This is a genomic window from Pseudooceanicola sp. LIPI14-2-Ac024 (genome assembly GCF_042188925.1).
GTDB lineage: Bacteria > Pseudomonadota > Alphaproteobacteria > Rhodobacterales > Rhodobacteraceae > Pseudooceanicola.
This window is the reverse complement of sequence record NZ_CP170102.1, coordinates 2,518,743-2,544,994: the sequence shown is the minus strand read 5'-3', so window position 1 is coordinate 2,544,994 and position 26,252 is coordinate 2,518,743. Positions and strand designations below refer to the sequence as shown.

Here is a 26,252-nt window from a genome sequence, read left to right as displayed (position 1 = left end):
GGCGCCTCCTTGGTCTGGCGCAGTCAACGGCGTGGGGGTGCAGGTGTCACGCGGTTTGCGCCGCACACCACACTCATGCAAAGCGGCCGTGGCAGAACCAGCCCGAGGACATCAGCCCGCCGTGGGCGTAGTAGAGCCAGAGCCGTTCGCCGCCCTCGACCGTCACCCGCCAGTAGTCGCGCACGCCGGTGCGCCAGTCGGGATCGTCGAGCCACCATTCCGGGGCGATCCGTTCCGGGCCACGGGCTGCACGCGTGTGCAGGTCGCGCCTTCGCCAGCGGAACGCCTCGGGCAGGGCGGGGCTGTCGGGGGCCATGACCGGTTCGGGCCGCCAGAGGAGGAGGGGGCGTTTCACCGGCGGACGCGGCCAGTCGCGGGCGGGATCGGACCAGGCGGCGGCCATCACGATCGACCCTTTTTCGGGGATATTCGACGAGGCCGGGTGCAGGCGGGTCACCGCCTCCATCCCGACGCGGCCACCGATCCGGGCCACCAGGTCGTCTAGCGCGTGATCCCCGGCCATCCGGTCGGTCACCGCCTGCCCGGCGGCAAGGTGGCCGCGGGTCTGGGTGCGGTGGACGGGTTCGACCTGCACCGCCTCGAGCCGCAGCATGTCGATGCCGAAGCCGGCGTCGATTTCGGGCACCTTCATCGCCAGCAGGGGACGGACCCGGTCGGGATCGAAGCTGGGGCGGGCCAGCCCGGCCTCGATCCACTGCATGCTGCCGTCGGTGCGGTAGACCTGCAGCCGGGCGGTGCGGATGCCGGTGCCCTTGCCCTCGAGCGTGGCGCAGAGACGGTCCAGCAGCCGGTCGAGCCCGGCGAGGATGTCGCTTTCCAGCCCGATCGGTTCGGGCAGGGTCATCCGCACCGCGTCGGGCCGGTCGGTGCGGGCGGGAGAGACCGGTTCCGGCACATGCCCGAGCGCCTGGTCGACGCGCAGCGCCAGCTGCCGGCCGAAGCGGCGGGCCAGCGGCGCGCGGGGCTGGTTCAGCAGGTCCTCGACCCGGCGCAGGCCAAGCCGGGCGAGCTGCTCCAGCGTGCCCGCGTCCAGCCGCAGGGCGGCCACCGGCAGCGGGGCGATTGCGCCGCGGGTCTGGCCCGGCGGGGCGATCCGGGCAGGGGGCGTCGCCGAGTGCGGGGCTTTCGGCGCGGCCCCGCCCTTGACCCAGTGCCGCCGGGCGGCGCGGGACCGGGTCGCCGGTGCCTCGGCATCCACGGCGTCGCCCGAGCGGTGGTGTGCCACCCCGCGTCCGGCATAGCGGGCCAGCGCCCAGGCCGCGCCGGCCGTGTCGGCGATGCCCGCGAGGTGGGTCAGGCCGAGGCGGGCACAATCGGCCGAAAGCGTCTCTAACAGGGGTGTTTCGCCGCCGAAGAGATGCGCGCAACCCGAGATGTCGATCAGCAGGGCGTCGGGCGGCGCCTCGGCCACCCAGGGGGAATACTTGCCCGCCCAGCGTCTGAGGACGGCCAGGAACGCGGCCTCGCGCTGCGGGTTCTGCAGCCGTGTGATGAGCTCGGGGCACATGGCGCGGGCGTCGCGCAGGGGCTGGCCCGGGCTCAGCCCCGCCGCCGAGGCCCCGGACGAGAGCGAGGCCAGCAGCTGCAGGTTGCCGGTTTCCCGGACCACGGCAAAGGGCCGCCCGTCATCGCCACCCTGCGCGCGCAGCAGCCGTTCCGCCCCGAGGCGGGGAAACCAGACCGAGAGGATGCGGCGCGTGGGGGCGGGCATGGGATTCGTGTGTTCGCTGTTTGTTCCATTCTAGCGACGGGAGCGACCGGGAGTCGAGTCCGGTGCACAGGTCACGAAGAGATGGAGAAGGGGAACGAAAAGGCCCTGTTCAGAGCCGCATTCCGGGGGAAAACCCGCCCGGTCCGGTCACTCGACCGGGACCACCACGCCGACGACCGGGCCCATCCGGCGGCCGCCATCGGCGCGCCCGAGCGCGGGGGCGTAGAGGCGCGAGATGTTGCCGTCGAAATAGAGTGCCTGCGGCAGGCCGAGCGCGTCGCGGAAAAACGACCCGAACTCGTGGAAGGTAACGGCATTTCGCGAAATCACGAAAACCACGCGCTTGCCATCGGCGCTGGTGCCCACGCCATTGCGCAGGTAGCGCCAGGTGCTGTCCTTGAGGAACCGCGGGTGCAGCTCTCCGTCGATGACCAGCATCGGGCCGGACTGGGTGGCAAAGCGGCACTGGCCTTCGAGCGTCTTCTGGAACTTCAGCGTCTCGACCACGTCGGCGCGGCCCTGCCGGATGCAGAAGACCCCGTTCGGGACCATGCCGAAGTTGCCGGGCCCCGGGTTCGGCACCACGCGCATGACCTCGTCGCCGTTCTCGACATAGTGGCCGACCGGCGCGCGATCCTCGTGGTACATTCCCGCGTTCATCGCGAAGGCGAGGCGTTCGCCGGTCTCGGCCAGCGCGGCGTCGACGGCATCGAAATGGCCGAAGGCCGTGCCGGAGGCATCATTGAGGAACAGGCGCAGGTCCTCGGCCGTGGCGTCGACCTCGCACAGCACGTAGGTGTTGCCCTTGTAGCTCTGCTCGGAACACTGGAGGGCCCAGGCCGGTGCGCCGAAGAGGCCGACCCCGAGGGCCAGCGTGACCTTCAGCCAAAGGCGCTTCACGTGTCGCTGTCGAGGTCGCGGCGGACCTCCTCCTGGGAAAACAGGCGCCGGGTCTCGTCCATGCGGTCGAAGGTGTCGTCGATCCGGAACCGCAGGTCGGGGGTGAAGCGCAGCTCGGTCTTCTTGCCGAGGAGCCGGCGCAGTTCGCCCTTGTTCTTGGCCAGGAGCGCGATCGCCTCGTCCTGGTCCTTGCCGCCGAGCGGCAGGGCATAGACCGTCGCGATCTTGAGATCGGGGGTCACGCGCACCTCGCCGACGGTGATCGACAGGCGGTTCAGGTCAGGATCGTGGATCTCGCCCTGCATCAGGGCTTCGGACAGGGTGCGGCGGATCAGTTCGCCGACGCGAAGCTGACGTTGCGACGGGCCACGGCCCCCGGTGTCGGACGAGTTGCTCATGCCCCGCATCTACGCGCTCAAGGCCCCTTTGCCAAGGAGCGGTGCAGCGGTTAAGCAGGCGCGGAGATCAAAAAGGCCTGATCGGGCCGGGGGCCGCGGGGCCCGGAACACATAGGGGATGCGCCATGAGCCTGCTTCCGAACATCGTGGTGACCGGCGCGTCGGGCCGGATGGGCCAGATGCTGATCCGCACGGTCGAGGCGTCGGGCAAGGCGCGCATCTCGGGCGCGGTGGAACGCGCGGGGCATGACTGGGTCGGCAAGGACCTTGGCGACCTGGTGGGCGTGGCCCGCGGCGTCACCGTCACCGACGACCCGCTCGAGGCCTTCGCCACGGCGCAGGCGGTGCTGGACTTCACCGCGCCGGCGGCCACGGTCGAGTTCGCGGCACTGGCGGCACAGGCCCGCGCGGTGCACGTGATCGGCACGACGGGCATGGAAGAGGCGCACCTGGAAAAGCTGAAGGCCGCCGCCCGCCACGCCGTGATCATCCGGGCGGGGAATATGAGCCTGGGTGTGAACCTGCTGGTCCAGCTGACCAGGAAGGTGGCGCAGGCGCTCGACACCGACTGGGACATCGAGGTGATCGAGGCGCACCACCGGCACAAGGTCGACGCGCCTTCGGGTACCGCGCTGATGCTGGGCGAGGCCGCGGCCGAGGGCCGGGGCGTCGCGCTGTCCGACGTGGCAGACCGGGGACGTGACGGCATCACCGGCGCGCGCGAGGCGGGGCATATCGGCTTTTCGGCGATCCGGGGCGGGGACATCGTGGGCGAACACGACGTCCTCTTCGCCGCCGAGGGAGAGCGGGTGATCCTGCGCCACGTCGCCACCGACCGCGGCATCTTTGCCCGCGGCGCGCTGAAGGCCGCGCTCTGGGGGCAGGACAAGGGGCCGGGCGAATACGACATGGCGGACGTTCTGGGCTTCTGACCGGCGGATCACCGCCGGCGGTGTGATCCGGCGGCGTGGTTCCTGCGTAGGCATGGGGAAGGAGGTTCCCATGCGTATTGCAGCCATCGTTCTACTGATCGCCGCCGCCCTGCCCGCCGCGGCGCAGGACCAGCATCCCGTGACCGACCGCGCCGAGTTCGTATCGCTGGTCGAGGGGCGCGCGCTCACCCGCCTCGGCATTTCCCTGAACGTGACCGGTGATGGCCAGATCTCTGGCCGGGCCCTGGGTCGTCCGGTGTCGGGGACGTGGGAATGGCAGGGGGATTACTTCTGCCGGGTGCTGAAATGGGGCGGCAAGGTGATCGACGCCTACAACTGCCAGGCCGTTGAGCTCGAGGGCGCGGGCCTGCGCTTCACCTCGGACAAGGGGGCGGGGGACAGCGCGCGGCTGGCGTTCCGGTAGGGGCGCCGTCAGAAGTCGACCGCGATCCCCTTCTTCTCCCAATCGCCGAAGCGGATCGGTTCCGGCCCGTCGCGGCCGCCCAGTTCGGTTGGCAGCTCCAGCGCCTTGGCCTGGCGGCGACGCTCCTCTGCCTCGGCCAGGGCACGTTGCGCGGCGGGCGGCAGGTCCTTGCGATCGGGTTGGGTGTCGGTCATATCCGCTTCCTTCCGGTATGGTGTTGATATACGCCGCACCCGGCGATGTGCAAGGATTCCCCCGATGGCCAAGGACCCCACGACCCCCAAGACCGGCAAGCCCGGCGGCAAGCGCCCCGCAGGCGGCGGCAAGGGTGGCAAACCCTCGGGCGGCAAGGGCGGCTATGGGAAGGGTCCGGGCGGCAAGGGCCCCGGCGGCAAGGGCCCGGGTGGCAAGGGGCCGTCGGCGGGCGGCAAGCGGCCCGGGGACAAGCATGACAGCGATCGCCGCACGGCGGCGCGCCGGGCGGAACGTCCGAACCTGCCGCTGACCGCGCGAGGCGGCGCGGTGGCGTTGCTGGACGGCGTTCTGGGGCGCGAACGGCTGCTCAGCGATATGACCGGGCCGGGCGGCGTGCTCGACCGACTATCCCCGGCCGACAAGGCCCGGGCGCAGCGGCTGGCGACCGAAACGCTGCGCGGGCTGGAACGCTGCGACCGGCTATTGCAACGGCACATGACGAAATACCCGCCGCTGACGGTGCGCAACATCCTGCGGCTGGGGACCTACGAGCTCTGCACCGGGGGCGCGGCCCATGGCGTGGTCAACGACTGCGTCGACCTGACCGCCGCCACGCCGAACGCGCAGTCGCTGAAGGGGCTGGTCAACGCGGTGCTGCGCAAGGTCGGCGACACCGGCCCGGCGGCCTGGGACACGCTGCGGGTGCCGCGCCTGCCGGTCTGGCTGCGCGACCCGCTGGCCGAGGCCTGGGGCAATCCCGCGATCACGGCGATGGAGGCGGTGCATTTCGCCCCGGTCCCACTGGACCTGACGCTGCGCGATCCGTCCGAAACAGGCACTCTTGCAGGCGAACTGGGGGCGGAAGTGCTGCCGACCGGGTCGCTACGCCTGACCGACGCGGGGCAGGTCAGCGCCATGCCCGGATATGACGACGGCCGCTGGTGGGTGCAGGATGCGGCCGCGGCGCTGCCCGCCCGCATCCTCGCGGCGCAGCCCGGCGAGGCGGTGCTGGACCTCTGCGCCGCGCCCGGCGGCAAGACGCTGCAGCTTGCGGCGGCCGGGGCCACGGTGACGGCCATCGACATGTCGCCGCGCCGCATGGGCCGGGTGAAGGAGAACCTGGCGCGCACCGGGCTGAGCGCCCGCACCGCCGTTGCCGACGCGTTGACCCACGAGGGCGGGCCCTACGATGCCATCCTGCTCGACGCGCCCTGTTCGGCCACCGGCACGATCCGCCGTCACCCCGATCTGCCGCATGCCAAGGACGGCAGCGACTTCGGCGCCCTGATCGAGTTGCAGGGCCAGATGATCGACCACGCGCTGACCCTGCTGAAGCCCGGCGGGCGGCTGGTGTTCTGCACCTGCTCTCTTCTGCCGGACGAGGGCGAGGTGCAGATCGAGGAGGCGCTGGCGCGCCACCCCGGCCTGACGGTCGATGCCGCCGCGCGCGACGTTCCCGGTGTCGAACCGGCATGGCACAGCGCCGAGGGCGGTCTGCGCATCCGCCCGGATCACTGGGCCGACCGGGGCGGGATCGACGGCTTCTACATCGCCGTGCTGCGCCGCTGAGGGCCGCGCCGGATAATCCATGACACCCGGCCCCCCGGGCGCTAAGCTGCCGCCGTAAGACGCCACCAGAGCGTGAGAGGCAGGTCGGGTATGGCCGATTCCGAAAACGGTGTGACAACGCGCGGCAGGTTCATGGACAGGCTCCATGCCCGTCTGAGCGTGCTTGCCCGTCCGGCTAGCGCCTTCACCTCGCAACCCGAACCCCGGACCATCGGCAGCTTTGCCAAGGGCCGGCAGCTGATGGTGGGCAACTACCTGTTCGCCGGCAGCCTGGTCGAGGCGGCGGATGCCGGTATCTGGGACATCACCCCCACCGACCCCTGGTTCGAGGAAGAGCTGCACGGATTTGCCTGGCTCGACGACCTGGCCGCCGTGGGTGACACCAGGGCGCGCGCGCTGTCCCAGCAGTGGACCTGGGACTGGATCGCGCGGTTTGGCGGCGGGCGCGGCCCGGGCTGGGTGCCGGACCTGGCCGGACGGCGGCTGATCCGGTGGATCAACCACGCGATCTTCCTGCTGCGTGGGCAGGACGGCGACCAGAGCCGGGCCTTCCACCGCTCGCTGGGGCAACAGACGATCTTTCTCTCGCGGCGCTGGAAAAGCGCGGCGCCGGGGCTGGCCCGGTTCGAGGCGTTGACCGGCCTGATCTATGCCGGGCTGGCGCTCGAAGGTATGGAGAAGCTGGCCCGCCCGGCGATCCGTGCGCTTGGCCGCGAATGCGCGGCGCAGGTGGACGAGCAGGGCGGCATCCCGACCCGCAACCCCGAGGAACTGCTTGAGGTCTTTACCCTGCTGTCCTGGGCGGCGGCGGCGCTGGACGATGCCGGGATGCGGGCCGAGCGCGACCATGTCGAGGCGATCGAGCGGATCGCGCCGACGCTGCGCACCTTGCGTCATGCCGACGGGGCGCTGGCGCGGTTCCACGGCGGTGGCCGGGGCCTCGAAGGCCGGCTGGACCACGCGCTGGCGCAGAGCGGGATCAAGGGGCGGCACAACGACGGGCTGGCCATGGGCTATGCCCGGCTGAGCGCAGGGCGGACCAGCGTGATCGTCGATGCCAGCCGCCCGCCCGAGGGCAAGGCCAGCGGCAACGCCCATGCCTCCACCCTGGCGTTCGAGCTGACATCGGGACGGCGTCCGGTGGTGGTCAACTGCGGATCGGGCATCAGCTTTGGCCCCGACTGGCGGCGGGCGGGGCGGGCGACGCCCAGCCATTCGACGCTCTGCCTCGACGCGACATCCTCGGCCCGGTTGTCGGCGTCGAAGAACGGCGCCGGGCGCGACTGGCTGATCGACGGGCCGAAGCGGGTGCCGATCCAGATCAGCCACGCGGGCGACGGCATCCGGTTCGAGGGCGGGCACGACGCCTACGTGAAGTCGCACGGCCTGACCCACGCCCGGATGCTCGAGATGACGTTCGACGGGCGGGGCATGGCGGGCGAGGACATGCTGCTGGCGCTGGAGGATGCCGACAAGCGCCGCTTTGACAAGGCGATGGATGCCGTGCGGCTCAAGGGCGTGCCCTACCAACTGCGCTTTCACCTGCATCCCGAGGTCGATGCCGAGATCGACCTGGGCGGCGCCGCGATCTCCCTGGCGCTCAGATCCGGCGAGATCTGGATCTTCCGGCACGACGGGCGCACGGAATTGCGTCTTGACGCCTCGGTCTACTTGGAAAAGAACCGCCTCAAGCCGCGTGCGACCAAACAGATCGTGTTGTCGGGCCGCGCGATGGAGTATGCGACCCGCATCCGCTGGTCCCTCTCCAAAGCGCAGGACACCCCGGTTTCCATCCGCGACCTGGCGCGGGACGACGCGGATATCGACGCCTGAGACGAACCACAACGGATACACCGACCCGATGACTGACCTGACCCCCGGCCTGCAACCCCTGCGCCGCGCCCTGATCTCCGTGTCTGACAAGACCGGCCTCGTGGAACTGGCCCAAGCCCTGGCCGAACGCGGGATCGACCTGCTGTCCACCGGGGGCACCGCCAAGGCGCTGCGCGACGCGGGGCTCAAGGTGCGTGACGTGTCCGAGGTGACGAAGTTCCCCGAGATGATGGATGGGCGGGTCAAGACGCTGCACCCGATGGTGCACGGCGGCCTGCTTGCGCTGCGCGACGACGACAGCCACGTGGCATCGATGCTGGAACACGGGATCGAGGCGATCGACCTCCTGGTGGTGAACCTCTACCCCTTCGAGGAGACCGTCGCGAAGGGCGCGGACTACGAGACCTGCATCGAGAACATCGACATCGGCGGCCCGGCGATGATCCGCGCGGCGTCCAAGAACCATGCCTTTGTCAGCGTGGTCACGGATGTCGAGGATTACGATGCCCTGCTGTCTGAACTGGACGCCAACGGCGGCCGCACCACGATGGCCTTCCGCCAGCGGCTGGCGCTGACCGCCTATTCCCGCACCGCCGCCTACGATGCCGCCGTGTCGGGCTGGATGGCGGGCGCCATCGAAGAGGCCGCCCCCCGCCGCCGCGCCTTTGCCGGCACGCTGGCGCAGACGCTGCGCTACGGCGAGAACCCGCACCAGTCGGCCGCCTTCTACACCGACGGCTCGGACCGGCCCGGCATCGCCACCGCGCGGCAGCTGCAGGGCAAGGAGCTGTCCTACAACAACATCAACGACACCGACGCGGCCTTCGAGCTGGTCAGCGAGTTCCGGCCCGAGGACGGCCCGGCGGTGGCGATCATCAAGCATGCCAACCCCTGTGGCGTGGCGCGTGGTGAGACCCTGTTGCAGGCCTATTCGCGGGCGTTTGACTGCGATCGCACCTCGGCCTTCGGCGGGATCATCGCGCTGAACGGCACGCTGGACGTGGCGACGGCCGAGGAGATCTCGAAGATCTTCACCGAGGTCATCATCGCACCGGGTGCCGAGGATGGCGCCGTCGAGCTGCTGGCGAAAAAGAAGAACCTGCGCCTGCTGCTGACCGAGGGGCTGGCCGATCCGACCGCCGGGGGCCTCGCCTACCGGCAGGTGTCGGGCGGGATGCTGGTGCAGGACCGCGACAACGGGCACATCGGGCTGGACGACCTGAAGGTGGTGACCAAGCGCGCGCCGTCGGAGGCCGAACTGCGCGACCTGCTGTTCGCCTGGAAGGTCGCCAAGCACGTGAAGTCGAACGCCATCGTCTACGTCAAGGACGGCGCGACCGTCGGCGTCGGTGCGGGCCAGATGAGCCGTGTCGACAGCTCGACCATCGCGGCGCTCAAGGCCAAGCGGATGGCGGAAGAGGTCGGCATGGCCGAAACGCCCGCCAAGGGATCGGTCGTGGCCTCCGACGCGTTCTTCCCCTTTGCCGACGGCCTGCTGGCCGCGGCCGAGGCGGGCGCCACGGCGGTGATCCAGCCCGGAGGCTCGATGCGCGACGACGAGGTGATCGCCGCGGCGGACGAGGCGGGCCTGGCCATGGTGATGACCGGCATGCGCCATTTCCGGCACTGAGGCGGGCGCGTGCGGCTGACCCTGATCACGGCGTTCATCACGCTTGTCGTCGACCAGCTGACCAAGCTGATCGTCGTGCACTGGATGAACCTGAAACAGGTGGGCGAGATCGACGTGATCCCGGCCTACGTCAACTTTCGCATGGCCTGGAACCAGGGCATCAACTTTGGCCTGCTGTCGAGCGGGGCGGACACGATGCGCTGGATCCTGATCGCCATCGCCGTCGCGATCAGCGCGGCGGTGTTGTGGTGGGTGCACAAGGAACAGCCGCGCACCGCGGGGCTGATCGCCGCGGGCCTGCTGGTCGGCGGGGCCATCGGCAACGTGATCGACCGGCTGCTCTACGGCTCCGTGGCCGACTTCCTGAACGTGACCTGCTGCGGGATCGAGAATCCCTATGCCTTCAACGTGGCCGACATCGCGATCTTCGTCGGCGCCGCGGGGCTGGTCCTGATCCCGGCCGAGAAAAAGGCCGGGTGACGGGCGCTGCCCGATAATGTAGAGAATAGAGCCAATTGAGGACGGAGCACGTGATGAAACCCTTCCGCGCCATGGCACTCCTGGCCCTTCCGGCGCTTGCCGCCTGTTCCGGTCGGGACATTACCCTGCACGACTTCCAGAGCGTCGGCGGTGGCCCCGAGGAGTTCGCGGTCCTGCCCAGCAAGCCGCTGGAGCAGCCGGCCAGCTACAACGCGCTGCCGGCCCCGACGCCGGGCGGACGCAACCGGACCGACCTGACGCCCAAGGAAGACGCGGTCGCCGCGCTTGGCGGGCGTCCGTCGCAACTGGCGCTGACCGGCGTGCCGTCGAGCGAGGGCGGGCTGGTCAACTATGCCTCGCGGCAGGGACGCGACCCGGCGATCCGGCAGGTCCTTGCCCAGGAGGACGAGGAGTTCCGCCGTCGCAAGTCGTTCCTGACCAAGATCCGCCTGTTCCGCGTCGACCGGTACTACCAGTCCTACGAGGGGCAGTCGCTCGACGGGGAAAGCACGGCCTGGGGCTGGCGCCGCGCCGGCGCGCCGACGCCGACCAACCCGCCGTCGAACTGATCCGCACCTAGGCGCGGGTCAGCCGCTCCTCCCACGCGATGGCCAGCCCGGCCTTGTTGCGGCTCGCCGATCCGATCACCCGAAGCCCCGCGCCATCCGCCAGCAGCGTCGCCTCGACGATGTTGCCGGGCAGCTCCAGCGTGTAATGCAGCGCGCCGCCGAAGGCGTAGCCGCGCCCGATCTGCTGCCCGCCGGCCGACACGGCAAGGAGCGGTCCCGCTGCGATCCGGGCAAGGTCGAACGCGGCCGTCGTGTCCGGGTCGCCGTTGTCGAAGACATGGGTGTAGGCCAGGTGCCACCCACCCGCCGCACGGGACAACGCGAGGGAGACGGCATAGCCACCGTGCCCGCCGTCGGACTGGTGCCACGTCCCGGTGCCACCGTAGTCGCCAGCGATCCCATCCAGATCCGTCATTGCCCCGGCCCCTTGAACACGCGAGCGTCACAAGCGCGTCACCCGATCCACCGCGTGGTTGCCACCTCTCGGCTTGCGCGTATCTTGGCGCGCAGGGCGCAATGCCCGCAATACCCTGATCGGAAAGGAGCGCCGATGCTCAGGCTTGCCGCCGCCGCAATCACCCTCGCTGCCCTGGCCCTGCCGGTGCAGGCGCAGGGCATCAAGGACATGGTGACAGACTTCACCCTGTCGAACGGGATGGAGGTCGTGGTGATCGAGGATCACCGCGCGCCGGTCGTCGTGCACATGGTCTGGTACCGCGCCGGGGCCGCCGACGAGACGCCGGGCGTCTCGGGCGTGGCGCATTTCCTGGAACACCTGCTGTTCAAGGGCACCGACAAGCTGGCGCCGGGCGAGTTTTCCGAAACCGTGGCCGAGAACGGCGGCACCGACAACGCCTTCACCGGACAGGATTACACCGCCTATTTCCAGCGTGTTGCGGCCGACCGGCTGGACCTGATGATGGAGATGGAGAGCGACCGGATGGTCAACCTCAAGCTCGACGCCGAGGCGATCCGGACCGAGCGTGACGTGATCATCGAGGAACGCAACCAGCGGACCGAAAACAACGCAGGTGCCCTCTACCGCGAACAGGCGATGGCGGCGCAGTACCTCAATCACCCCTACGGCATCCCGGTGATCGGCTGGAAGCACGAGATGGAGAACCTGTCGCAGGCCGATGCCCGCGCGTTCTATGATCGCTTCTACACGCCGAACAACGCTGTCCTCGTGGTTGCGGGCGACGTGACCCCGGACGAGGTGAAGGCGCTGGCCGAAAAGCACTACGGCGTGCTCGAACCGAATGCCGAGCTGCCCAAGCGGGCCCGCCCGCAGGAGCCGCCGCAGACCGCCGCCCGGCGCCTGACCTTCAAGGACCCGCGCGTCGCGCAGCCCTATGTCAGCCGGTCCTACCTTGCGCCCGAACGCGATGCGGGCGCGCAGAAAGAGGCCGCCGCGCTGACCATGCTGGCCGAGATCCTCGGCAGCGGCCAGACCTCGGTGCTGAGCGAGAAGCTCCAGTTCGGCAACAAGAAGGCGCTCTATGCCTCGGCCTACTATTCCGGCCTGTCGCTGGATGACACGACCTTCGGCATCTACATCGTCCCGGCCGAGGGCGTGACCCTCGAAGAGGGCGAGGCCGCGCTGGACCAGGCGATTGCCGAGTTCCTGCAGGAAGGCGTCGACCCCGAACAGCTGGCGCGGATCAAGCTGCAGCTGAAGGCGAGCGAGATCTACATGCGCGACGACGTCGGCGCGCTGGCCCGGCAATACGGCGCGGCCCTGACCCAGGGGCTGACGATCCAGGACGTGCAGGACTGGCCCGAGGCTCTGGCCGCGGTCACCGAGGACGACATCATGGCCGCCGCCCGCGCGGTGTTCGACAAGGACAAGTCCGTCACCGGCTGGCTGACGACGCAGGAGATGACCCAATGATCCGTTTTGCCGCCGCCCTCGTGCTGTCCGTCGCCGCCGCGCTGCCCGTCCGGGCCGAGGTGGCGATCCAGGAGGTCACCACCGACGGCGGGATCACCGCCTGGCTGGTCGAGGAGCATTCGATCCCCTTCACCGCGCTGGAGCTTCGGTTCCGGGGCGGCACCTCGCTCGACGAAGCGGGCAAGCGGGGGCGACCTACCTGATGGCCGGGCTGCTGGAAGAGGGTGCCGGCGATCTCGATTCGCGCGAATTCTCGCGTGCGGGTGAAGAGCTCGCCGCCTCGTTCAGCTATGACGTCCACGACGACACCTTCACCATCTCGACCAAGTTCCTGTCCGAGAACCGCGATGCGGCCATCGAACTCCTGCGGTCGTCGCTGATCGAGCCGCGGTTCGACGAAGAGGCGGTGGAACGCGTCCGTGCACAGGTGCTGTCGATCCTGAAATCGAACGCCACCGATCCCAACGACATGGCGGGCGAGGCGCTTTCGGCGCTGATCTACGGCGACCATCCCTATGCCACCCCGGGCGAGGGCACGCTGGACAGCGTCGCGGCACTGACCCGCGACGATCTTGTCGCCGCGTGGCAGAACGCGCTGGCCAAGGATCGTCTCTATGTCGGGGCGGTCGGGGACATCACGGCCGACGAGCTGAATGGCCTGCTGGATGACCTGCTGGGCGACCTGCCCGATACCGGCGCACCGCTGCCGGGCCAGGCCGAGATGACCTATGACGGCGACATCCATGTGGTGGAGTTCGACACGCCGCAGTCAGTCGTGCTGTTCGCGCAGCCCGGCATGGCGCAGACCGATCCGGACTTTTTCGCCGCCTTCGTGCTGAACGAGATCATCGGCGGCGGCGGGTTCGATTCGATCCTGATGCAGGAGGTCCGGGTGAAGCGCGGGCTGACCTACGGCGTGTATTCCTACCTGCTGGACAAGGACGGGGCGACGCCGTGGATGGGATCGGTCTCGTCCGCGAACGACCGCGTCGCCGAGGCGATCGAGGTCATCCGGTCGGAATGGGCCCGCATCGCGCAGGACGGCGTCACCGAGGCGCAGCTGGAGGCGGCCAAGAAGTACATGACCGGCGCCTATCCGCTGCGGTTCGACGGCAACGGTCCGATCGCCAACATCATCGCCGGAATGCAGATCCAGGGGATGCCAATCGATTACGCCGCGACGCGCAACGACAAGATCAACGCGGTCACGCTGGAGCAGGTCAAACGGGTCGCGCGTGACCTGATGCAGCCCGACCAGCTGACCTTTGTCGTGGTCGGCAAGCCCGAGGGGCTCGAAGCGGGCGCGACCTCGAACTGAGATGACCCGTGACGGGGCAGGCGGGGCGCTTCGGCGCCCCGTTTCCGTTCAGCGCTGCAGCGTGCAGCAGCCGGAATAGAGCAAAGGCGTATCGCCCGCGGTCAGCAGCAGGTCGATCGCCAGTCCGAAGCGCCGGTCGGACATGCCGTCGGAACAGGCGGCGGTGGTGATGACTGCGGTGCCTGCGTCAAAGGTCATGCCGTGGCGGTCGGCGCGCCCGGCAGCCGCGCCCTGCCAGGTCGGTGTCAGCGTCCGTGGCGGGATGTCCACGCCCGAAAAGATGTAGCCCGCGTTGGCGGCGGTCAGGCCCCAGAACGGTTCGGTTCCGAAGCAGCGCGCGATGTCCGGCGGCGCACCCGCGAACTGGCCGGGCCGTCGCGCCATGTAGGCCAGCGACACCCAGCCCGAGGTCTCACCGATGTTCACCCGCCCCCAGTCGACGCCGGGGGCCAGTTCGACAACCTCGACGCCCGTGGCATCGGGGGCCAGCGTGCCGACGACTGGGGCGCCCGCGTTCGGTGCCGCGCGCAGGTTCAGCACATCGTTCGCGGCAACGCCGGTCACGTCGTAGAGCGCCGGAAAGGCGTCCTGCGTCGCGGCGGCCGGGGTCGCCAGCAGCGCGGCACAGAGGATCAGCGCCGCGCGGGTCATCGCCGCGCCTCCCACGAGAGGGAGGCGTGCCGGCGGGTGTAGAATTCGCCCATCATGCCGATCATCAGGAAGGTCAGGCCAAAGTAGATCGGGTACTCGATGCTGGTGTAGCGCGGGAAGTAGTTGATGAAGATGTGGCCCCGCGCCTGGTCGATGCAGTGGAACAGCGGGTTCCAGTCGAACATCGCCAGCATGTATCCGGGCAGGGAGTTGGCCAGGAACATCTTGCCAGAGGCGACCATGTTGGCCCGCTGGTAGACCGTGGTGAAGATGCCGACGAAGCGCGGGAACCACGGCTTCACCGCCAGCAGGACGACCCCGATGGCCGCGCCGGTGAACCAGGCCACCAGCAGGCAGAAGAACGCGCCGATCGGTTCCTCGATCGTGATCTCGGCAAAGATCGCGTGGTAGAGGAACAGGATCACCGCCATCGACAGCACCTGGATGTAGAGTGTGCCGAGCGCCGCCGCCATGATGGCGACGACCGTGTTCATCGGAGCGTGCTTCATCATGGGCGAGGCGGGGCCCTCGGACTTGACCACCGCGCCCAGCGTCTTGGTGTGGGTCATGAAGAGGAAGATGCCCGACATGATGTAGAGCAGGAAATCCCCCCGCACGGCCGAGGACCGCAGGCCCAGGATCGAGAACATGATGTAGAAGGCGATCACGAAGATCGCCGCCTGGACCATGTTCAGCACCAGCGAGAAGAGCGCGTTGCCGTGGGTCTTGCGGATGTCGCGGACGATGGAGTGATAGATCAGCTCCAGCTGCTGGAACGCCGATTGGAAGGTCGTTCTGGGTGTATTCTGTTCGAACATCTCGCCGGTCCTGCACACATCCGCCCAAATGCCAGCGAAATGTTGCCGTTTCCCTAGGGTTTGACCATAACGGCCGCGACACCGCATTCAAACCGGCCAGGCCTGAATGGGCGGCCAGCACAGGAGATTTCCCTTGGACCATGACAAACTTGTCACCGTGATGCGGCGCCTTGCCCTGGAAGCAGGGGCGAAGATCATGGAGATCTACGACTCCGCGGATTTCGACGTGAAGGTGAAATCGGACTCGAGCCCGGTGACCGAGGCCGACGAACAGGCCGATGCGCTGATCTCGGCCGGGCTGCGCGCGGCGTTTCCGGACACCATCTTGATCACCGAGGAGCAGGCCGCCACGCACACGACGCTGGCCGAGACCTTCCTGATCGTCGACCCGCTGGACGGGACCAAGGAATTCATCAACCGGCGCGGCGATTTCACCGTGAACATCGCCTATGTCGAAAGCGGCGTGCCGATCCGTGGCGTCGTCTATGCCCCGGCCAAGGGACGCATGTTCTACACGCTGGCGGATGGCACCTCGGTCGAGGAAGAGGGGCCCTTTGACCTCGAGACCCCCGGCGCGACGGCACCGATCCATGTCTCGGCCGCCGACAATGCCGCGCTGATGGTCGTGGCCTCGAAGAGCCACCGCGACCAGGCGACCGACGACTACATCGGCAAATATGCCGTGAAGGACATGAAGAGCGCGGGGTCCTCGCTCAAGTTCTGCCTCGTCGCCACGGGTGAGGCCGACCTCTACCCGCGGGTCGGGCGGACGATGGAATGGGACACTGCGGCGGGCCATGCCGTGCTGACCGGCGCGGGCGGCAAGGTGGTGCGTTTCGACGATCACCAGCCGCTGACCTACGGCAAGGACGGCTATGCCAACCCGTTCTTCATCGCCTACGCGCCCGACGTGGCGCTGAAGCCGGCGGGGTAGGGCCGCGGAACGCGCAGGCGGCATAACCGGCCCGCGCCCCGCGGTCAGCGTGGTGGTGGTCAGCCGCGGGCGGCCGGGGCCGCTGGCGCTCTGCCTCGATGCCCTGTCGCGCCTGCGCTATGCCCCTTACGAGATCGTCGTGGTCGCGGACCCTGCGGGCCTGCAGGCCGTGGCGGCCGCCGGTCTGGACGGGCTGGTCAAGACGGTGGCGTTCGACGTCCCCAACATCTCGGCCGCGCGGAACGCGGGCATCGCCGCCGCGGCGGGCGAGGTGGTGGCCTTCATCGATGACGACGCGGTGCCGGAACCCTGCTGGCTGCATCACCTTGCCGGGGGGCTCGCCCTCGGGGGGCGGCGGCAGGCGGCTATGTGCGGGGCCGCAACGGCATCTCGTTCCAGTGGCGGGCGCGCAGCGTCGACGACACTGGTGTGTCGATGCCCATGTCACTGACCGGGAGCGACCCGGTGCTGATCCCGCCCGGGGCGGACGCGGCGACCCGGACCGAGGGGACCAACATGGCGTTCCGGCGCGATGTGCTGGCCCGCATGGGCGGCTTTGACCCGGCGTTCGCCTTCTACATGGACGAGACCGACCTCAACATGCGGCTGGCGCGGGACGGGGCGGCGACGGTCATCGTGCCGCTGGCCGAGGTGCACCATGCCCATGCCGAAAGCCCGCGCCGTGGCGCGAACCGGGGCCCGCGCGACCTGTTCGACGTGGGGGCCAGCAGCATGGTCTTCCTGCGCAAGCACTGTGCGGACGCCCGGCATCCGGCGGCGCTGGAGGCGCTGCGGGGCGCACAGCGGCGCGGGCTGATCGCGCACATGGTCGCGGGCGGGATCGAACCGCGCGACGTGTCGCGGCTGATGCGGCGACTGGACGAGGGGATCGCCGAGGGCGCCGGACGCGAGATCGCGCCGCTTGCGCCGCTGCCGCCCGCGGACCACCCGTTCATGCCCTTTGCCAGCCGTGCCACCGCCGGTCACGTGGTGGTCGCCGGGCGGGCGGTCTTTGCCCGCCGCCATCGCGCACGGGCGCGGGCCGCGGCCGCGGCCGGCTCGACGGTATCCATGTACCTCTTTTCACGGACGACGCTGGCGCACCGGGTGCGATTCCTTCCCGGTGGAATCTGGGAACAGCGCGGCGGACTCTGGGGACGGAGCCGTCGGACCGAGCCATTGTTTCGACTTGCGCGGTTTTCTGCCCGCGTGTCAGAAGAATGTTCGCGCACAGCACAACAAAGGGCCTGCGACGGTTGACGCATGGGCACTGATTGCACGAAAAGCCCGGTGTAAGCCGCATACGATCGTCTGGAACCGCGTATGTCTTTTAAACATTGTGTTCCAGATGCTAACAATTGCCGTGCCTGCGACGCACCGCAGCATTTCCCCAAACGGAAGGACAGTTCTCAAATGCGCAACAAGATTACCAAAGCGATTTTTCCGGTCGCTGGTCTTGGGACTCGCTTCCTCCCCGCCACCAAGTCGGTTCCCAAGGAGATTATGACCCTGGTGGACCGGCCCCTCATCCAGTACGCGATCGACGAGGCCCGGGCGGCCGGCATCACTGAATTCATCTTTGTGACTTCGCGCGGCAAGAGCGCACTTGAAGATTATTTCGATCACAATCCCCAACTCGAATCCGAGCTGCAGAAGAAGGGCAAGGACGACCTTCTCGAGACGCTGAAATCCACCAACATGGACAGCGGCCAGATCGCCTATATCCGCCAGCACAAGGCGCTTGGCCTCGGCCATGCCGTGTGGTGTGCCCGCCGCCTGATCGGCGACGAACCCTTTGCCGTCATCCTGCCGGACGATGTCATCGCCGCCGAGAAGCCCTGCCTGCAGCAGATGGTCGAGGCGTTCGAGGAGACCCCCGGCAACATGGTCGCGGCGATGGAAGTGCCGATGGACAAGGCCAAGAACTACGGCGTGCTGAAGGTCGCCAAGGACCACGGCAGCCTGGTCCGGGTCGGCGGCATGGTCGAAAAGCCCAAGGACAACCCGCCGTCGAACCTGGCGGTGATCGGGCGCTACCTGCTGACGCCGCAGATCCTGGAGAACCTGAGCTCCAAGGAAACCGGCGCGGGCGGAGAGATCCAGCTGACCGACGCGATCGCCAAGGAGATCACCGAGGGCCGCGACGTGTTCGGCTACCGGTTCCAGGGCCAGCGGTTCGACTGCGGCTCCAAGGCTGGCTTCCTTCAGGCCACGGTGGCCTTCGGCCTTGCCCGTGACGAACTGCGCGACGAGCTTGCCCAGTACCTCCACGAGGTGGTGAACATCGACAAGGCGGCGCAGTAACGGCCGGAACGACCTGGAATGGCAACTGTATTGGTGACAGGCGGCGCGGGCTACATCGGCTCGCACGCCTGCAAGGCACTTCGTAACGCCGGCCACGTGCCGGTGACCTTCGACAACATCTCGACCGGGTGGCGCGACGCGGTGAAGTTCGGCCCCTTCGAAGAGGGCGACCTGACCGACCGCGCCCGGCTCGACGCGGTCTTTGCCAAGCACAAGCCCGTCGCGGTCATGCACTTCGCTGCCCTGAGCCAGGTCGGCGAGGCGATGCAGAAACCCGGCCTCTACTGGCACAACAATGTCACCGGCTCGCTGACCCTGATCGAGGCGGCGGTGGCGGCGGGCTGCAGGAACTTCGTCTTCTCGTCGACCTGCGCGACCTACGGCGATCAGGACAACGTGGTGCTGGACGAGACCAGCGCCCAGATGCCGGTGAACTCCTACGGCTCGTCGAAACGCGCGATCGAGGAGATCCTGCGCGATTTCGAGGTGGCCGAGGGGCTGAAGCACGTGATCTTCCGCTACTTCAACGTCGCGGGCGCCGACCCCGAGGGCGAGGTGGGCGAACATCACCGGCCCGAGACGCACCTGATCCCCGTGATGCTGGAGGCGATCGACGGCACGCGTCCGGCGCTGACCATCTACGGCACCGATTACGACACGCCCGACGGCACCTGCATCCGCGACTACGTGCATGTCTGCGACCTGGTGGACGCGCATGTGCTGGGCCTCGACTGGCTGATGGCGGGCAAGGACAGCCGGGTGTTCAACCTGGGCACCGGCTCGGGCTTTTCGGTCCGCGAGGTGATCGAGCAGTCGCGGTCGGTCACCAACCGCGAGGTGCCCTATACCGAGGGACCGCGCCGGGGCGGGGACTGCACGCGGCTGGTGTCCGGGTCTACCCGGGCCGAGACCGAGCTGGGCTGGCAGCCGAAGCGATCGACCCTGCCCGAGATGATCGGCGACGCCTGGAGATGGCACCAGACCGGCCATTATGACAAGTAACCCCCCCGCGGCGCGGCTGTTGGACGTGACCCGTCTGGCCAGCCGCGCCGGGCGGGGGTTGACCGGGGTCGACCGCGTCGAACGCGCCTACCTCGCCCAGCTTCTGAAGGAAAACCTGCCGCTCTACGGGCTGGCGAAGACCGTGGTCGGGTACAGCCTCCTCGACCGCGAGGCGCTTGGCCGGTTCCTGCGCCGGGTCGACGGGCGACAGGCCTGGGCGAGGCAGACGTGATCGCGGGCCTCGGGCGGCGGCTGACGCCGATGCAGCGGCGCGCGGATGCCGACCTGCGACGGCTCGGCTTTGCCCATTCCAGCCGGATCGGCCTGCGCTGGATGCTGCGGCGGTTGATGCCCGAGGGGACCGCCTACCTCAACATCGGGCATTCCAACCTGTCCCGCCGGGTGCTGCGTGCGGCGCGTGACATCCCCGGTGGCCGTATCGCCGTCTTCATCCACGACACCATCCCGCTGGATTTCCCCGAGTTCCAGCGCGAGGGCACGCCGGCCCGCTTTCGCCACGCCCTGCGGCGGGTGGGGCGCTATGCCGACCTGCTGATCTTCAACTCGGCCCGGACCGAGGGTGACGTGCGCCGCGTCATGGCCCGCTGGAATCTGCGGGCCGAGGGCGTCGTCGCGCATCTGGGCGTCGATGTCCCCCGGCCGGACCCGGCCGCGCTGCCCGCCGGGTTGCCGACCGACGCGCCCTATTACGTCGTCACCGGCACCATCGAGCCGCGCAAGAACATCCGCCTGCTGCTCGACGTCTGGGACGACCTCGCGGCCGCCGGTGGCCCGGTGCCGGGGCTAATGATCTGCGGAGCGCGGGGGTGGCGGAACGAGGATGTCTTTGCCCGCCTCGACGCGCTGCCGCCGGACGGGCCGGTGCGCGAATGCCCGGATCTGGGAGATCCGGCCCTGGCCGCGCTGATCCGGGGCGCGCGTGCGCTGTTGCAGCCCAGCCTGGCCGAGGGATTCGGCCTGCCCCCGGTCGAGGCGGCGGCGCTGGAAACCCCGGTGGTCTGTTCCGACCTGCCGGTGTTCCACGAGATCCTGGGGGACATACCCGTTTACCTGAACCCGCAGGATCGCGTATCCTGGGCCGCAGAGATCAAGGCCCTGACAGAAAAAGACGGCAGAGAGACGGGTAACGGGGTTCGACGCGGCTATGTCCCGCCTTCCTGGCAGGACCATTTCAACATCGTCTTAAGGATGACCTGATAGCGCCGCGAGAAGCCCCGCCCCCGGGAGCGGGACGGAAGAGGCACGATTGGGCGTCGGGCAGGCATACAGGCTCAGGCTTGAGCGGCAGCGGTTTCGGGTGCGCGCGTTTCGCAAGCGGCGCGAACTGACCGCCGTGGCGGACCGCACCGCGCAGATCCGCGGGCGGGACATCCTGCTGTTCTGCACCGCCCGCAACGAACGCATCCGGCTGCCCTATTTCCTCGACTACTACCGCGCCATGGGCGTGTCGCATTTCCTGGTGGTGGACAACGACAGCACCGACGGCAGCCGCGACTACCTCGCCGCCCAGCCCGACGTGTCGGTCTGGTCCACCGCACATGGCTACAAGCGCGCGCGGTTCGGGATAGACTGGATGAACTGGCTGTTGCGCCGCCACGGCCACGGCCACTGGTGCCTGACCGTCGATCCCGACGAGTTCTTCGTCTACCCGTTCTGCGACACCCGCCCGCTGGCGGCGCTGACCGACTGGCTGGACGCCTCGTCGATCCGGTCGTTCCCGGCGATGCTGCTGGACATGTATCCCAAGGGCCGGATGGACGCGCAGCCCTACCGCGAGGGGCAGGATCCGCTTGAGATCGCCAGCTGGTTCGATGCCGGCAACTACGTGATCGAGCGCAACGGCTACTTCGGCAACCTCTGGATCCAGGGCGGGCCCCGGATGCGGGTGTTCTTTCCCGACGATCCGGCCAGGGCCCCGGCGCTGAACAAGATCCCGCTGGTGAAATGGCAGCGGCACTACACCTACGTTTCGTCGACCCACATGCTGCTGCCGCGCGGCCTGAACCTCGTCTACGACGAATGGGGGCGAGAAGGCGTCGGGCCTGCTGCTGCACACCAAGTTCCTGGACACCTTTGCCGCCAAGGCCGCCGAGGAACTTGACCGCGGCCAGCACTACGCCGCCTCGGTCGAGTACCTCGCCTATGCCGAGACGCTGAAGGACAACCCGGACCTCTGGTGCCGCTGGTCCGAGAAGTACATCAACTGGCGCCAGCTTGAGATCCTGGGCCTCATGTCCAAGGGGAACTGGGCATGAGCTTTGGCGTCATCATGCTGGTCCACACCGCCCTGAACCGGGCCGAACAGGTGGCCCGGCACTGGGCAGCCGCGGGCTGCCCGGTGGTGATCCACGTCGATGCCAAGGTGTCGCGCCGGGCCTGCGCCGCCTTTGCCAGGTCGGTTGCGGACGAGCCGCGGATCGCGTTCTCGCCGCCGCATCGCTGCGAATGGGGGGCTGGGGCATCGTCGCAGCGACGCAGGAGGCGGCCGAGCTGCTTCTGCGGGACAATCCCGGCATCGGGCATGTCTACCTCGCCTCGGGCGCGTGCCTGCCGCTGCGCCCGGTCGAGGAGCTGGCGCAGTACCTCGCCGCGCGGCCCGGCACGGACTTCATCGAAAGCGCCACGACCGCCGACGTGCCCTGGCCGGTCGGCGGGCTGGATGCCGAACGCTTCACCCTGCGGTTCCCGTTTTCGTGGAAACGGCACCGCGACCTCTTTGACGTCTACGTCGGCCTGCAGCGCCGGGTCGGCTTTGCCCGCCGCATCCCGGACGGCCTCGTGCCGCACATGGGGTCGCAGTGGTGGTGCCTGTCGCGCGCGACGCTGACGTCAATCCTGCAGGACCCGCGCCGGGCGGAGTTCGACCGTTACTTCCGCAAGGTCTGGATCCCGGACGAAAGCTATTTCCAGACCCTCACCCGGCGGCATGCGACGCAGGTGGAAAGCCGGTCGCTGACCCTGTCCAAGTTCGATTTCCAGGGCAAGCCGCACATCTTCTACGACGATCACCTGCAGCTTCTGCGCCGGTCGGACTGCTTCGTCGCGCGCAAGATCTGGCCGCAGGCGAACCGGCTCTACCGCGTGTTCCTGACCGATCCGAACGAGGCGTCGAAGCGGGCCGAACCGAACCCGGGCAAGATCGACCGCGTGTTCAGCCGCGCCGTGCTGCAGCGGACCAAGGGGCGGCCCGGGCTCTACATGCAGTCGCGCTGGCCGAACCCGGGGTGGGACAACGGGGTGACGGCGACGCGCTATGCCGTGTTCCAGGGCTTCGGCGAGGTGCTGGTCGACTTCGACGCCTGGCTGAACCGGATGACAGGGGCGCGGGTGCACGGGCATCTCTTTGCGCCGGGCCGGGTGGAATTTGCCGGCGGGGCGCGGGTGATCAACGGCGCGCTCAGCGACAGCGCGGGGATCCGGGACCACCGGCCGCGCGATTTCCTGACCAACCTCGTTTGGTCGAGCCGGGGGAAACCCAGGCCTTCTGCTTCGGCCCCGGCGACGTGCAACACATCGTGCCGACGCTGGAGGGGGATGCGAATGCGCAGATTTCCGTGATCTCGGGCGCGTGGGCCCTGCCGCTGTCCCGGTCGGACCGGCCCTTCGATACCCTGCGGACCGAGGCGGCGCACCTTCAGCGGGTCGAAGCCGCGTTCCTCGATACCCTGCGGTCATCGGGCACCAAGGCGCGGGTGCGGATCTGGACGCTGGCCGATTTCCTCGAAGCGCCGATGGAGGCGCTGCAGGAGGTGACCGCCGATCTCGGCGCCCGGTCGGCCCGCCTGTCCGAGGCGCCGACGCTGCGCGACATGACCGGCTTTGGCGCGTTCCTGCAGGAGCTCAAGAACCAGGGGATGCATCCCTACCTGATGGGCGATTTCCCGGTCAGCCCCGCGCCGGCGCCGCGCCTTGAGCGCCGCCCGAAACCCTACCTTGTGCAAGGAAAGCGCGGATGAGCGCATTCACCCACTTCGTCATGTTCGCCGAGATGCGGACCGGGTCCAACTTTCTCGAGGCGAACCTGAACGCGCTCGACGGCGTGACCTGCCATGGCGAGGCGTTCAATCCGCATTTCATCGGCTACCCGAAACGCGACGATCTGCTGGGCGTGACACTGGCAGAGCGGGAGGCCGACCCCGCCCGGCTGATCCGGACGATCCGCGACGGCACGGACGGGCTGGGCGGCTTTCGCTATTTCCACGATCACGACCCGCGGGTCTTCGACCTCGTGATGGACGATCCCGCCTGCGCCAAGATCGTGCTGACCCGCAACCCGGTCGACAGCTATGTCAGCCGCAAGATCGCCGAGTCGACGGGCCAGTGGAAGCTGACCGACGTCCGCAAGCGCAAGGACGATACCGCCCTCTTCGACGGTGCCGAGTTCGAGGCACATCTGGACGCGCTGCAGGCCTTCCAGGTTAGGCTGATGACCGCCCTTCAGACGCGGGGCAGACGGCGTTCTACGTCGCCTACGAGGATTTGCAGGACCTCGCCGTGATGAACGGGCTGGCGCGGTTCCTGGGGGTCCCGGCGCGGCTAGAGGCGCTTGACCAGAAGCTCAAGCGGCAGAACCCGGCGCCGGTGGCCGACAAGGTCGCGAACCTGGAAGAGATGCAGGCAGCGCTGGCGCGGCTCGACCGGTTCAACCTGACCCGGACGCCGAATTTCGAACCGCGCCGGGGACCGGCGGTGCCCGGCTATGTCGCCGCGGCGCACACGCCGCTGATGTACCTGCCGATCCGCTCCGGCCCCGAGGCGGCGGTGCGCGGCTGGCTGGCGGCGCTGGACGGCGTGGAAGAGGATGCGCTGGTGAGCGACTTTTCCCAGAAGGCGCTGCGCCAGTGGAAGCGGGGGCATCCCGGCCACCGCAGCTTTACCGTGATCCGCCACCCGGTGGCGCGGGTGCACGCGGCTTTTTGCGAGCGGATCCTCGATACCGGGCCGGGCAGCTATCCCCAGATCCGCCGCACCCTGCGCAACCGCTACGGTCTGCCGATCCCCGAGGCCGCGCCCGACGCGACATGGGATGCCCCGGCGCACCGGGCGGCGCTGATGGCGTTCCTCGATTTCCTGCAAGCGAACCTGGCCGACCAGACGGCGATCCGGATCGACCCGGCCTGGGCCAGCCAGGCGGCGCTGATCGACGGGATGGGGCGGTTCGCCCTGCCGGACGTCGTGGTGCGCGAGGCCGAGATGACGGATTGTCTGCCACGTCTCGCGGCGGACGTGGGCGTGGCGCAGCCGCCGGTGCCGACACTGGCGGATGACCGGGCGCCGATTCCGCTTGCCGCCATCTACGACCCCGCGCTCGAGGCGCAGGTCGCCGAGGTCTACCAGCGGGATTACATGATGTTCGGTTTCGGCCCCTGGAAGGGCTGAGGGCTGGGGAGGCGGCTCAGGCCGCCTGCACCCCCTGGTCCGAGGTCAGGATCGCGTAGATCGTCGCCGGGTCGGCATTGGCACGCAGCTTCTTGCAGATGCCCGGATCGCGGAAGGTGCGGGCGACCAGCGCCAACGCCTTCAGATGCTCGACGCCCGCGTCCTGCGGGGCAAAGAGCGCAAAGACAAGGTCCACCGGCTGGCGGTCGACGCTGTCGAACTCCACCGGTTTCTCCAGCAGGATGAAGGCCCCGCGCACGTCGTCGAGCCCGTCGAGCCGCGCATGCGGCAGCGCCACGCCATGGCCGACACCGGTCGGGCCAAGGCTCTCACGCTCCAGCAGCGCCTCGACGACGCGCGACGAGTTGAGTCCATAGACCGTGTGGGCAAGATCGCCCAGATCGTGCAGCAAACGCTTCTTACTCGAAGCCGCGCCAATGACCTTGACGGCTTCGGCCTTCAGAATTGCCGAAAGATTCATGATGTCCTGTCTCGCTTCGGCTGTCGCCGCCCCGCCTCGGGGGCGGCACCGATAACCCTTACGTTCGCGGGTCTATCCAGCCGATATTGCCGTCTTCGCGGCGATACACGACGTTCAACCCGTCTTTTCCCTCGTGGCGGAACACCAGTACCGGTGCGCCTGCCAGTTCCATTTGCATGACGGCCTCTCCGACCGAGAGGGACGGAATGCGCGTCTCCATCTCGGCCACGATGATCGGCTGCAGGTCTTCGGGCTCCGAGTCACCGCCGTCTTGTTCCGAGGCGAGGATATAAGAGGAGGCTTCGAGATGTTCAACAGGTTCCGACCGCTTGCTGTGGTGATCTCTCAACCTGCGCTTGTATCGCCGGATCTGCTTTTCCATTTTCTCGTTGCAGCCTTCAAAGGCCGAATAAATCTCGTTGGCATGGGCCTTGGCCTGCGCGGTGAGCCCGGTGCTCAGGTGCACGGTCGCTTCGCAGACATATTCATGTGCATTCTTCGAAAAGATCACCACGGCCTCCGTCGGTCGCATGGCGTATTTCGCGACAACTTCGTCCATCCCGTCCTTCACGTGGGTCTGAAGGGCGTCCCCGATATCGAGCTGTTTTCCTGTGATCTGGTAGCGCATGTCGTCTCCTTCACGATTAGCATGGCAGGTCGACCGGGGCACGGTTGGGTGCGCCGTCGATCAGGCCCCCATACCGAGATAAGACTGTCCGCAGGCCAAACAATTGCCGATCCCGATCAACGGGTCGTGTCGGCGGCATCTGGCGTGATACGCGACTGTCATG

Annotated in this window: 24 protein-coding genes and 4 pseudogenes; 19 read left to right on the top strand and 9 right to left on the bottom strand. The window is 68.5% G+C overall.

Going from position 1 to position 26,252, the window contains the following annotated elements:
• Positions 1-73: 73 nt before the first annotated feature.
• The 3 genes from ACE2AC_RS12405 to rbfA form a co-directional block, all read right to left on the bottom strand.
• On the bottom strand, positions 74-1,732 hold the full coding sequence (locus ACE2AC_RS12405; RefSeq protein WP_375687482.1) for a DNA polymerase Y family protein: 1,659 nt from the start codon (positions 1,730-1,732) through the stop codon (positions 74-76).
• Between the two features lie 147 nt (positions 1,733-1,879).
• Positions 1,880-2,632, bottom strand: coding sequence for a phosphodiester glycosidase family protein (locus ACE2AC_RS12400; protein WP_375687480.1), 753 nt, complete (start codon positions 2,630-2,632; stop codon positions 1,880-1,882).
• Positions 2,629-3,030 carry a 30S ribosome-binding factor RbfA gene (gene rbfA, locus ACE2AC_RS12395; protein ID WP_375687478.1) on the bottom strand — a complete coding sequence of 134 codons (402 nt, stop codon included), beginning with the start codon at positions 3,028-3,030 and terminating at the stop codon, positions 2,629-2,631. Before rbfA ends, ACE2AC_RS12400 begins: the two co-directional genes overlap by 4 nt.
• A gap of 125 nt (positions 3,031-3,155) precedes the next feature.
• On the opposite strand from rbfA, the gene dapB reads away from it, so the two are divergent.
• Positions 3,156-3,962, top strand: a complete 807-nt coding sequence (gene dapB / locus ACE2AC_RS12390) for a 4-hydroxy-tetrahydrodipicolinate reductase (protein WP_375687476.1) — start codon at positions 3,156-3,158, stop codon at positions 3,960-3,962.
• A 70-nt stretch (positions 3,963-4,032) separates the two neighbouring features.
• Positions 4,033-4,386: a dihydrodipicolinate reductase gene (locus tag ACE2AC_RS12385; RefSeq protein WP_375687474.1), complete on the top strand. Its 354-nt coding sequence runs from the start codon at positions 4,033-4,035 to the stop codon at positions 4,384-4,386.
• Between the two features lie 8 nt (positions 4,387-4,394).
• Here the strand turns inward: ACE2AC_RS12385 and ACE2AC_RS12380 are convergent, their stop codons facing one another.
• Complete coding sequence (locus ACE2AC_RS12380) at positions 4,395-4,580, bottom strand: DUF1674 domain-containing protein (protein ID WP_375687472.1); 186 nt, start codon at positions 4,578-4,580, stop codon at positions 4,395-4,397.
• Positions 4,581-4,644: 64 nt separating this feature from the next.
• Here ACE2AC_RS12380 and ACE2AC_RS12375 point away from each other — a divergent pair, with 64 nt between their 5' ends.
• The 5 genes from ACE2AC_RS12375 to ACE2AC_RS12355 all read left to right on the top strand — a co-directional run bounded on the left by ACE2AC_RS12375 (position 4,645) and on the right by ACE2AC_RS12355 (position 10,662).
• On the top strand, positions 4,645-6,150 hold the full coding sequence (locus ACE2AC_RS12375) for an RsmB/NOP family class I SAM-dependent RNA methyltransferase (RefSeq protein ID WP_375687470.1): 1,506 nt from the start codon (positions 4,645-4,647) through the stop codon (positions 6,148-6,150).
• Positions 6,151-6,282: 132 nt separating this feature from the next.
• The gene (locus ACE2AC_RS12370; protein WP_375687469.1) at positions 6,283-7,983 is read left to right on the top strand and encodes a heparinase II/III family protein; all 1,701 of its coding nucleotides are present in this window, start codon (positions 6,283-6,285) and stop codon (positions 7,981-7,983) included.
• A gap of 28 nt (positions 7,984-8,011) precedes the next feature.
• Positions 8,012-9,613 (top strand): bifunctional phosphoribosylaminoimidazolecarboxamide formyltransferase/IMP cyclohydrolase, encoded by a 1,602-nt coding sequence (gene purH, locus ACE2AC_RS12365; RefSeq protein WP_375687467.1) that lies wholly within the window; start codon positions 8,012-8,014, stop codon positions 9,611-9,613.
• A 9-nt stretch (positions 9,614-9,622) separates the two neighbouring features.
• Positions 9,623-10,093, top strand: a complete 471-nt coding sequence (gene lspA, locus ACE2AC_RS12360) for a signal peptidase II (protein ID WP_375687465.1) — start codon at positions 9,623-9,625, stop codon at positions 10,091-10,093.
• A 53-nt stretch (positions 10,094-10,146) separates the two neighbouring features.
• Positions 10,147-10,662 (top strand): DUF3035 domain-containing protein, encoded by a 516-nt coding sequence (locus ACE2AC_RS12355; RefSeq protein ID WP_375687463.1) that lies wholly within the window; start codon positions 10,147-10,149, stop codon positions 10,660-10,662.
• A 7-nt stretch (positions 10,663-10,669) separates the two neighbouring features.
• Here the strand turns inward: ACE2AC_RS12355 and ACE2AC_RS12350 are convergent, their stop codons facing one another.
• Positions 10,670-11,077, bottom strand: a complete 408-nt coding sequence (locus ACE2AC_RS12350) for a hypothetical protein (RefSeq protein WP_375687461.1) — start codon at positions 11,075-11,077, stop codon at positions 10,670-10,672.
• Between the two features lie 135 nt (positions 11,078-11,212).
• Here ACE2AC_RS12350 and ACE2AC_RS12345 point away from each other — a divergent pair, with 135 nt between their 5' ends.
• Both ACE2AC_RS12345 and ACE2AC_RS12340 read left to right on the top strand, forming a co-directional pair.
• On the top strand, positions 11,213-12,553 hold the full coding sequence (locus ACE2AC_RS12345) for a M16 family metallopeptidase (protein WP_375687459.1): 1,341 nt from the start codon (positions 11,213-11,215) through the stop codon (positions 12,551-12,553).
• Positions 12,550-13,871, top strand: a pseudogene (locus ACE2AC_RS12340) (M16 family metallopeptidase). The gene ACE2AC_RS12345 and the pseudogene ACE2AC_RS12340 overlap by 4 nt, the downstream one beginning before the upstream one ends.
• Before the next feature lie 48 nt (positions 13,872-13,919).
• Here ACE2AC_RS12340 and ACE2AC_RS12335 read toward each other — a convergent pair.
• Together ACE2AC_RS12335 and ACE2AC_RS12330 are read right to left on the bottom strand one after the other, a co-directional pair.
• Positions 13,920-14,522 carry an SH3 domain-containing protein gene (locus ACE2AC_RS12335; RefSeq protein ID WP_375687457.1) on the bottom strand — a complete coding sequence of 201 codons (603 nt, stop codon included), beginning with the start codon at positions 14,520-14,522 and terminating at the stop codon, positions 13,920-13,922.
• Positions 14,519-15,340, bottom strand: a complete 822-nt coding sequence (locus ACE2AC_RS12330) for an ABC transporter permease (protein WP_375687456.1) — start codon at positions 15,338-15,340, stop codon at positions 14,519-14,521. Before ACE2AC_RS12330 ends, ACE2AC_RS12335 begins: the two co-directional genes overlap by 4 nt.
• Positions 15,341-15,500: 160 nt before the next feature.
• On the opposite strand from ACE2AC_RS12330, the gene cysQ reads away from it, so the two are divergent.
• The 10 genes and pseudogenes from cysQ to ACE2AC_RS12280 all read left to right on the top strand — a co-directional run bounded on the left by cysQ (position 15,501) and on the right by ACE2AC_RS12280 (position 24,980).
• Entirely contained in the window at positions 15,501-16,274 is a 774-nt protein-coding gene (gene cysQ / locus ACE2AC_RS12325; protein WP_375692105.1) for a 3'(2'),5'-bisphosphate nucleotidase CysQ, read from the top strand.
• 49 nt (positions 16,275-16,323) lie between these two features.
• Entirely contained in the window at positions 16,324-16,725 is a 402-nt protein-coding gene (locus ACE2AC_RS12320) for a glycosyltransferase family 2 protein (RefSeq protein ID WP_375687454.1), read from the top strand.
• On the top strand, positions 16,716-17,534 hold the full coding sequence (locus tag ACE2AC_RS12315; RefSeq protein WP_375687453.1) for a glycosyltransferase family 2 protein: 819 nt from the start codon (positions 16,716-16,718) through the stop codon (positions 17,532-17,534). Before ACE2AC_RS12320 ends, ACE2AC_RS12315 begins: the two co-directional genes overlap by 10 nt.
• Before the next feature lie 153 nt (positions 17,535-17,687).
• Positions 17,688-18,578, top strand: coding sequence for a UTP--glucose-1-phosphate uridylyltransferase GalU (gene galU, locus ACE2AC_RS12310; protein WP_375687451.1), 891 nt, complete (start codon positions 17,688-17,690; stop codon positions 18,576-18,578).
• An 18-nt stretch (positions 18,579-18,596) separates the two neighbouring features.
• Positions 18,597-19,580: a UDP-glucose 4-epimerase GalE gene (gene galE / locus ACE2AC_RS12305; RefSeq protein ID WP_375687450.1), complete on the top strand. Its 984-nt coding sequence runs from the start codon at positions 18,597-18,599 to the stop codon at positions 19,578-19,580.
• 19 nt (positions 19,581-19,599) lie between these two features.
• Positions 19,600-19,812 (top strand): hypothetical protein, encoded by a 213-nt coding sequence (locus tag ACE2AC_RS12300; protein WP_375687448.1) that lies wholly within the window; start codon positions 19,600-19,602, stop codon positions 19,810-19,812.
• On the top strand, positions 19,809-20,798 hold the full coding sequence (locus ACE2AC_RS12295) for a glycosyltransferase family 4 protein (protein WP_375687447.1): 990 nt from the start codon (positions 19,809-19,811) through the stop codon (positions 20,796-20,798). The genes ACE2AC_RS12300 and ACE2AC_RS12295 overlap by 4 nt, the downstream gene beginning before the upstream one ends.
• A 49-nt stretch (positions 20,799-20,847) precedes the next feature.
• Positions 20,848-21,856, top strand: a pseudogene (locus ACE2AC_RS12290) (glycosyltransferase family 2 protein).
• A pseudogene (locus ACE2AC_RS12285) lies at positions 21,853-23,557 on the top strand (beta-1,6-N-acetylglucosaminyltransferase). Before ACE2AC_RS12290 ends, ACE2AC_RS12285 begins: the two co-directional pseudogenes overlap by 4 nt.
• A pseudogene (locus ACE2AC_RS12280) lies at positions 23,554-24,980 on the top strand (nodulation protein NodH). Before ACE2AC_RS12285 ends, ACE2AC_RS12280 begins: the two co-directional pseudogenes overlap by 4 nt.
• A gap of 16 nt (positions 24,981-24,996) precedes the next feature.
• On the opposite strand, the gene ACE2AC_RS12275 reads toward ACE2AC_RS12280, so the two are convergent.
• Positions 24,997-25,461 (bottom strand): PTS sugar transporter subunit IIA, encoded by a 465-nt coding sequence (locus ACE2AC_RS12275; protein WP_375687446.1) that lies wholly within the window; start codon positions 25,459-25,461, stop codon positions 24,997-24,999.
• Positions 25,462-25,519: 58 nt separating this feature from the next.
• The gene (gene hpf, locus ACE2AC_RS12270; RefSeq protein ID WP_375687445.1) at positions 25,520-26,089 is read right to left on the bottom strand and encodes a ribosome hibernation-promoting factor, HPF/YfiA family; all 570 of its coding nucleotides are present in this window, start codon (positions 26,087-26,089) and stop codon (positions 25,520-25,522) included.
• Positions 26,090-26,252: the final 163 nt, after the last annotated feature.